Genomic DNA, 738 nt, shown 5'->3' on the forward strand with positions numbered 1-738 from the left:
AAAATGCCACAAACGCCATTCAATGAATCAGAAGTTAACTTTGATTCGTGGACAAGCCTTGGTGTAGATGCGCTGTTAACTGGCTCTATCAAGCAAAATGAGCAAGGCGATTACGTTGTAAATTACCAGCTTGTTGATGTAGTACGCGGTCAGTTAACTGGTGGGCAGAGCAAAGCTCTAGGGAGTGACGGCGAGCTTGTTTTATCTAAAGACCATGTTTTGTTTAACAAAGTGGCTACGGTAAAAGGCCCTCGTATGCGTGAGTACGCTCACCGTATTTCTGACCTTGTCTATGAACAACTGACAGGTGAACGTGGCGCATTTATGACTCGTATTGCCTACGTGGTTGTAAACGACAAAGACCGTTTCCCGTACCAGCTTCGTGTCGCTGATTACGATGGTTACAATGAGCGATTAGTATTGCGTTCTAAGCAGCCTCTGATGTCTCCTGCATGGTCTCCAGATGGGCAGAAACTTGCGTATGTAAGCTTCCAAAATGGCCAAGCAGAAATTTTCATCATGAACATCTATACCGGTGAACGTGAAAAAATTACGTCATACCCTCGCCATAATGGTGCGCCAAGATTCTCTCCTGATGGTAACAAGTTAGCGCTTGTACTGTCTAAGACGGGCACTCTACAGGTGTACACTTTTGATCTGAAAACTCGCAAACTCACCCAAATTACGCGTAGCAGATCAAATAATACTGAACCGTTCTGGCACCCTGATGGCAAATCG

General features: G+C 45.1%; 1 pseudogene. It reads left to right on the plus strand.

The window, feature by feature from the left end:
• Window positions 1–738, plus strand: a pseudogene (locus R7Q09_RS25350) (Tol-Pal system protein TolB); the annotation flags it as partial.

Source organism: Vibrio sp. 2130-1 (assembly GCF_033339515.1).